Annotated in this window: 9 protein-coding genes; 4 read left to right on the top strand and 5 right to left on the bottom strand. The window is 69.6% G+C overall.

Annotated features, from left to right (window positions below; translation table 11 throughout):
• The 3 genes from ABD798_RS34230 to ABD798_RS34220 form a co-directional block, all read right to left on the bottom strand.
• On the bottom strand, positions 1–209 hold a 209-nt coding region (locus ABD798_RS34230; protein WP_344875799.1), incomplete at its 3' end, for a hypothetical protein.
• 647 nt (positions 210–856) lie between these two features.
• Positions 857–1,210: an STAS domain-containing protein gene (locus ABD798_RS34225; protein WP_344884698.1), complete on the bottom strand. Its 354-nt coding sequence runs from the start codon at positions 1,208–1,210 to the stop codon at positions 857–859.
• A gap of 9 nt (positions 1,211–1,219) precedes the next feature.
• Positions 1,220–1,657, bottom strand: coding sequence for an ATP-binding protein (locus tag ABD798_RS34220; protein WP_344884695.1), 438 nt, complete (start codon positions 1,655–1,657; stop codon positions 1,220–1,222).
• A gap of 142 nt (positions 1,658–1,799) precedes the next feature.
• On the opposite strand from ABD798_RS34220, the gene ABD798_RS34215 reads away from it, so the two are divergent.
• From ABD798_RS34215 to ABD798_RS34205, 3 genes are read left to right on the top strand one after another with little or no spacing between them, the layout of a single operon-like run.
• Positions 1,800–2,624 (top strand): DUF4262 domain-containing protein, encoded by an 825-nt coding sequence (locus ABD798_RS34215; protein WP_344884692.1) that lies wholly within the window; start codon positions 1,800–1,802, stop codon positions 2,622–2,624.
• Between the two features lie 42 nt (positions 2,625–2,666).
• Positions 2,667–3,932 carry an amidohydrolase family protein gene (locus ABD798_RS34210; RefSeq protein WP_344884689.1) on the top strand — a complete coding sequence of 422 codons (1,266 nt, stop codon included), beginning with the start codon at positions 2,667–2,669 and terminating at the stop codon, positions 3,930–3,932.
• A complete protein-coding gene (locus tag ABD798_RS34205) occupies positions 3,929–4,279 on the top strand; it encodes a hypothetical protein (RefSeq protein ID WP_344884686.1) in 351 nt (116 codons plus the stop codon). Before ABD798_RS34210 ends, ABD798_RS34205 begins: the two co-directional genes overlap by 4 nt.
• A 105-nt stretch (positions 4,280–4,384) precedes the next feature.
• Here the strand turns inward: ABD798_RS34205 and ABD798_RS34200 are convergent, their stop codons facing one another.
• Both ABD798_RS34200 and ABD798_RS34195 read right to left on the bottom strand, forming a co-directional pair.
• Entirely contained in the window at positions 4,385–4,840 is a 456-nt protein-coding gene (locus ABD798_RS34200; protein WP_344884683.1) for a phosphatase domain-containing protein, read from the bottom strand.
• Complete coding sequence (locus ABD798_RS34195; RefSeq protein WP_344884680.1) at positions 4,837–5,418, bottom strand: CGNR zinc finger domain-containing protein; 582 nt, start codon at positions 5,416–5,418, stop codon at positions 4,837–4,839. Before ABD798_RS34195 ends, ABD798_RS34200 begins: the two co-directional genes overlap by 4 nt.
• Positions 5,419–5,512: 94 nt before the next feature.
• On the opposite strand from ABD798_RS34195, the gene ABD798_RS34190 reads away from it, so the two are divergent.
• Positions 5,513–5,878 (top strand): DUF4345 family protein, encoded by a 366-nt coding sequence (locus tag ABD798_RS34190; protein WP_344884678.1) that lies wholly within the window; start codon positions 5,513–5,515, stop codon positions 5,876–5,878.
• Positions 5,879–6,122: the final 244 nt, after the last annotated feature.

The following is a 6,122-nucleotide window of genomic DNA, read 5'->3' as shown; positions in this document are numbered from 1 at the left end:
AACGTCGACAAGCTCCTACATCCTTGCGAGGTGTGCAGACCACGCTCCTCCGCATGGGTAGCGGCATCAGTTTTGACCGCTGTCACCAGATTCGAGAGCTTCTCCAGATCCGCAAGGAACTTCAGGTGCTGTTTCTCGGAGAGCGTGTAGACGTCGTGTGCTTGTAGATGATCTAGCAAATGTGTCTGGAGTTCTGAGATATCCAACATGTTTACACCTCCCCTCGTTGGCTATCTCCAATTTTACAACGTTCTCTGACAGCGTCAAATCCGTTGCAGGCTAAGGGAAAAGCCAACTTTCAGCCGCGAGCGAAACTGGGTCGGTTTTACCTGGGGTGCGCGTGCCATACGCTTGTCCGCGAGGGCCGGGATCCATCCCGTGCCCGCCCGGCCTACCACGGCACGCGCAAGGGGCCCCAGGTCAAACCGACCCCCACGCAGCCAACCGACACGCCCCACGCACCCAGCCGCACCCGCCACTGAAACCGGCACCCGCTGGAACCCCACCCGACCTAAGCACCAGACGACAACCCCGCAGCACCGATGTTCCTGCGGGAGGGTGGGCTGGACTTGGCGCTGTCGTTCGTGACCGACGACCACGGGCCGGAGCTGGCGCGCGGCACCTGACTAGGGCTTGTCCTGCAAGTGGTTGCGCTGTGTGTTCCGGTCACGGTGTCGCCGGGGGTTGGGGTGTCTTCAAGACCACCAAACCCCTCTGTTGATCATCGTTAACCGCCGCAAACCCAGCAGCCTCGTGAGGTTTGCCGTCGTTGAAGACCGCTGGGGTAGGGGTTTGTAGGTCTTGAAGACCGGCAAACCCGGCGACTTACAGGACAGGGCCTAGACCGTTCGTCGGCCTATCGGAAGCCGCGAGCCTGAAGCGCTTCGCCGACGGAGTGGAACAGCGCGAGGTCGCGGTCCAACTCGGTGATCTCGATCGGCCGGATCACCGGCTGGTTGCCGTCGACGACGATGCGCAGCGAAGCTCCACGGTCGCGAGCGGTCGCGGTGGACTCCAGCAGGGCTGTGAGCCCGGCGGAGCCGAGGAAGGTGACCGCGGTGAGGTCGAGCACGCAGACCTCGTCGACGCACGAGTTCGCCGCCTTGCACAACGAAGCGGCCGTGTCGAAGTCGATCTCTCCGCCGATCGTGATCACGCAGGCGGCACCGACCCGCTCGCGGGAGATCTCCAGGCCGGTGGCGCTGCGCATGACGGCCCCTCAGCTCGATCGGGTCAGGTGGGAGGCGCGCCCGCGCCCGCCGGGACGGCCGAGGTCGACCTCGGCCCACACCGTCTTCTCGTGCTCGCGCCGCGTGGCGCCCCACGCCGAGGCGATCCGGTCGACCAGCAGCAGGCCGCGCCCGCCGGTGGTGTCCGGCTTGCGGATCTTCGGCAGGTCGAGCGAGCCGTCATCGACCTCCACGCGCAGTCTGCCCCGCTCCAGCAGGCTCAGCCGACAGGTCCTCGGTCCCGTTCCGTGCCGGTGGGAGTTGCTGACCAGCTCGTCGACGACCTGCACCGCGTCGTCGACCGGCACCCCGGTTCCGCCCGCGAGCATCGCCCGCACCCGGTCGCGCACCTCGCGCATGCTCATCGCGTCGAGGTCGCAGGTGACGCTGTCCGAGTGCTGCGACGTGTCCAATGACTGGGACCACATGGTTGACCACACCCTCGCTGTACTCGGTACATCCGCCCATCCGATACCCGGTCGGGCTCGCGGGGAAACCATCAGGGGGTTGCCAGTGCGAGGCCGCCGAACGGCCCGGCACCGCCACCCCGGAATGCGTACAGTCCGCACGGTGTCTTGTTCCTGCTTGATCTGCACGGAGCGACCCGCCGGACGCGACGCGGCGACCTCGGACATCGTCAGCCGATCGGGCTGGTGCGTGCTCAGGATTCCCGGACCGGTGGACTTCACCTACACCGTCGGTCTGTGGCACAGCTTCCGGCAGCCGGAGCTGGTGATGTTCGGCCTGGGCGGCGAGGACATGCAGCACTGGCTCAACACGTGTGTCGAACACTGCGTCGAGCACGGCTGGCCCGGCGAGGAAGTGCCGTTCACCGGCGTGATCGAGGGTGTCCCGACGCAGCTGCGCGTGGTGCACCGCGACTGGCACGACCCGCTGTTCGGTACGGCGCACCGGTTCTACGGCGTCGACGTTCCCTTCCGCCAGGTGGTGTGGCCGGACAAGGACGGGCGCTGGCCGTGGGACGACGCGGCGACCACCGGGTGCCGCACCCGGCAGGCTCGCGCGTGGCTGCCGGTGTCGGAGCACCCGGCGGGCGGGTGGCGGCTCGTCGGACAGCTGGAGCCCGGGTTCCCGTTCGCCTCAGGTCCTGACGTGTGGGCGCTGACCACCAGGTCCGTGCTCAACGGTGTCGCGCCGACGTGGGTGTTGAACGAGTCGGGATGCTTCGACGTGCTGGACTCGCGCGGCTACGACGCCGATGACCTGTGCCTCGCCTATCTCGGAGATCTGGTGCTCCGGCATCCCGACCTCCTCGCGCGCGCCGACCTCGACGAGGGCAGCGCCGCCGGCGCGGCCAACGACTGGAAGAGCGAGCGGCCCGGCGCCGACGCGCTCCGGCGCAGTGAGGAAGCCTGGCAAGTCGCCGTGCCGTGAACGCTTGACCCTCACGCGACGTGAGTCCCTAGCGTCGTTCGCATGGCAACGACGATGACGAACGTCAGGATCTTCGACGGCGAGCGGGTGACCAGCGATTCCGCGGTGCGCCTGCGCGGCGGGCTGATCGTGGCGGTGGGTGGCCCCGAGCTGCTGGAGGTGGGCGACGAGCACGTCGACGGTGCCGGGGGCACGCTGCTGCCCGGTCTGATCGACGCGCACGTGCACCTGCTGAGCGGCACGCCGAAGCAGGCCGCGACGTTCGGCGTGACGACGGTGCTCGACATGTTCAGCAAGCCCGGCCTCGTGCGCGAAGCGATGGAGCAGGGGGCTGGGCCGAACGCGGCGGACGTCCGCTCGTCGAGCATCGGGGCGACCGCGCCGGGCGGGCACCCGTCGCTGATGTACGCGCCCTTCCCCTGCGTCACGAGCCCTGCGGAGGCTGAGGCGTTCGTCGCGGACCGCGTGGCGGAGGGGGCGACGCACCTGAAGGTCCTGTACGAGAGCGGCAGCGGCGGGCCGATGATGTGGCCGTCACTGGACGTTGCGACGGTGGCCGCGCTCGTCGAAGCCGGGCACCGCGCCGGGCTCAAGGTCGTCGCGCACGTCACCACGGCGCAGGCGGCGATGGACCTCCTGCCGACCGGCGTGGACGTGTTCGCGCACGTGCCTTTCGACCGGCTCAGCGACGAGCAGGTCCAGGCCTTCGTCGACGCCGGCGTCGCGGTGATCGCCACGCTGTCGATCGCGGACGGTTTTCCCGGCGCGGACGGGCAGATGGCGTTGCTGGGCGAGCTGACCATGCGGCCGCGCCTCGGCCAGGCCTGGCTGGAGGTCGTGAAAGCGCAGGGACAGCGGTGGATGCCGCCGGAGCTGCCCGACTTCCGCGTGCCGGTGGACAACGTGCGGCGGCTCCGCGAGGCCGGTGTGCCCGTGCTCGCAGGAACCGACGCGCCGAACCCGGGCATCGTCCCCGGCGCGAGCCTGCACCGGGAGCTGCAGCACTTGGTGGCAGCGGGTTTCCCGCCCGCGGAAGCGCTCACCGCGGCGACTGCGGGCACGGCGGACGTGTTCGGTCTCGCCGACCGTGGGCGGGTGCGGCCCGGGCTCCGCGCGGACCTGGTGCTCATCGAGGGGCAGCCTGACCGCTACATCTCCGACACGCAGCACGTGGCGGCGGTGTGGAAGCAGGGTGAGCGCGTGGACCTGGACGGGTTCGTGGGCTCGGAGGACGAGGCCGCGGGCCTGACGATGTTGAGAGAGATGACCGACAAGGTGATCGCTGCTTTTAAGGAGTACGTCCAATGACCACCGGAACGAGCCCGGTCGCCGTGTACCGCGACGACGACGGCGAGATCCTGGGCCAGCTCGTGCCGACCGGGACGGGCTGGCAGCCGATGACCGTGTTCGCCGCCGCGCTCGCGGGGCCTTCCGACTTCGAGCAGGCCGAGAGCGTGCTGCGCAACGACGGCATGTCGTGCCTCGCCGACGTGTGGTGGGTGGAGCACGAGCCCGGTGAGTGGCGCGAGGCCCGGATCCAGGAGGCGCGGCCGGACCGGCTCCGCGTGTGGTGGACCGACCCGATGATCGAGCAGTCACCGCACGGGTTGTGGATCGACCCGCACGCGGTGAAGGTGCAGCGGCATCGCCCGTAGCGGATGTCGGTTGCGGCGGGCGATCGTCCGATCCTGAGTGCGTGAGCGCCAGTGTGAGGGCGATCGCCCGCGAGCCCGTGTCCATTGCCGAACGTGGCGGTGGAGCTACACGGCCTTGTGCGAACTGCCGAACCGAGCGACCCAGCGGCGCTGCCACGGCGTCTCGACCGCCTTGGAGTGCAAGCGTTTCCGGGTCCACGCGATAGCGTCGCCCGGTTCGACCCCTGCGAGGATCGCCAGGCAGCTGAACACCGTGCCCGTGCGGCCGACTCCGCCGCCGCACGCGACTTCGACCGCTTCGCCGGAGCGCGCCCGCTCGTGCAGTGCGTGGATCTGTTCCACCGCGAAGGCGCGGTCGCGCGGCAGCAAGAAGTCCGGCCACTCGATCCACGTGTGCGGCCAGTCGAGCCGTTTTTCTTGCGTGCGAAGGAATTTGCCCGCGCCGAGGTAGAGGCCGAAGTCCGGCGTGGGCCCCTCCGGCCACGGTCGCCGCAGGCCACGGCCACGGACCCAGCTGCCGTCGGGCAGCTCGATCGCTCCGGGAAGCCGGGGTTCGGTCATGCGTCCACACTCCTGGCTTGGCGCCTCGCACGGTGCTTGGCGACGTTGTGGCGGTTCCCGCACAGCTCGGGCATGCAGTAGCGGCGGCGTCCTGCTCGGCTGGTGTCGACGAACACGCCTCGGCAGCCCGGCGCTTCGCACGCGCGGAAGCGCTCGTGGCCGAGCGCGCGCACGACGCCGAGCAGCGCGGTACTGATGAACGCGGCCAGTTCGTCGGCCAACGAGGCCCCCGGCGCGGTCGGCACGTGCCACTGCCACTTGCCGTCCGACGCGCGGTGCAGCACCGGCGCGAGCCCTGCGCGCCGCAGCAAGACCCGGCAGCCCGAGACCGCCTGGTCGGCCGTCTCCGTCTCCACGATCCCGCGCACCTCGCGGCGCAGCAGCTGCACCTGGAAGACGTCGTCCTTCGTCGGCGGCAGTGGCGCTTCGAGCTGAAGTCCATGGCCCGCAAGGAAAACCGCGAGGGAGATCGGGGTCGGCAGCGCTTCGCCCGTGCTCTCGCGCACTGTCGGCGAGGTCGTGACCAGATCGGTCGCCACCGCCGCGCCGAGCGCGTAGTCATCGACGGGGATCTCCACCGCGACCTCCTCCGGGTAAGTGGTGAAAACGTAGCACAAGCCTTACAGCACGTTTTCGGAAGCCGTGGGCCGCGCGAGCCGCGAGGCTGCGCGCATGGACACGATCGTGATCGCCGTGGTGGGCGTGTTCTTCCTGGCGATGGGCGGGTACGCGCTGGTGGCACCCGCCGCGCTGGCCCGGCCGTTCCGCCTGCGCGTGCAGAGCCCGGAGGCCCGCTCCGAGGTCCGAGCGGTCTACGGCGGCTTCGGCATCGCGATCGCCGCCGTGCTCGGCCTGGCCGCCGCCGACATCGGGGGAGTGCGCGCCGGAGTCGTCCTCGCCGTCGCCGCCGCGTTGGCCGGAATGGCCTTGGGCCGCCTCATCTCCCGCGTGGTCGACGCAGGCACGGCCTTCTACCCGATCTGGTTCTACTTCTGCGTCGAACTCCTCGCCGCCGCCCTGCTCTTCACCGCCCGCTAGCCCTCCGGCCCGGCCGACGTTCCCCAGTCTTCAAGACCACCCAACCCCCGCCCCAGCCGTCTTCAACGACAGCAAACCCCCGCAAGACCGCAGGGGTTTGCGGCGGTTAGCGATGATCGACATAGGGGTTTGGTGGTCTTGAAGACACCCCAACCCCCCGGCGGCACCGTGACGGGGCAGGCGCTAGTTGTACTGGCCCGAGAGGTTGGGAACGCGGCTGGCGGGTGGTTGGCCGTTGAGTGCG

This window comes from Allokutzneria multivorans, from assembly GCF_039537405.1.
GTDB lineage: Bacteria > Actinomycetota > Actinomycetes > Mycobacteriales > Pseudonocardiaceae > Allokutzneria > Allokutzneria multivorans.
The sequence above is the reverse complement of the archived record's forward strand: the minus strand, read 5'-3'. Positions and strand labels throughout refer to the sequence as shown.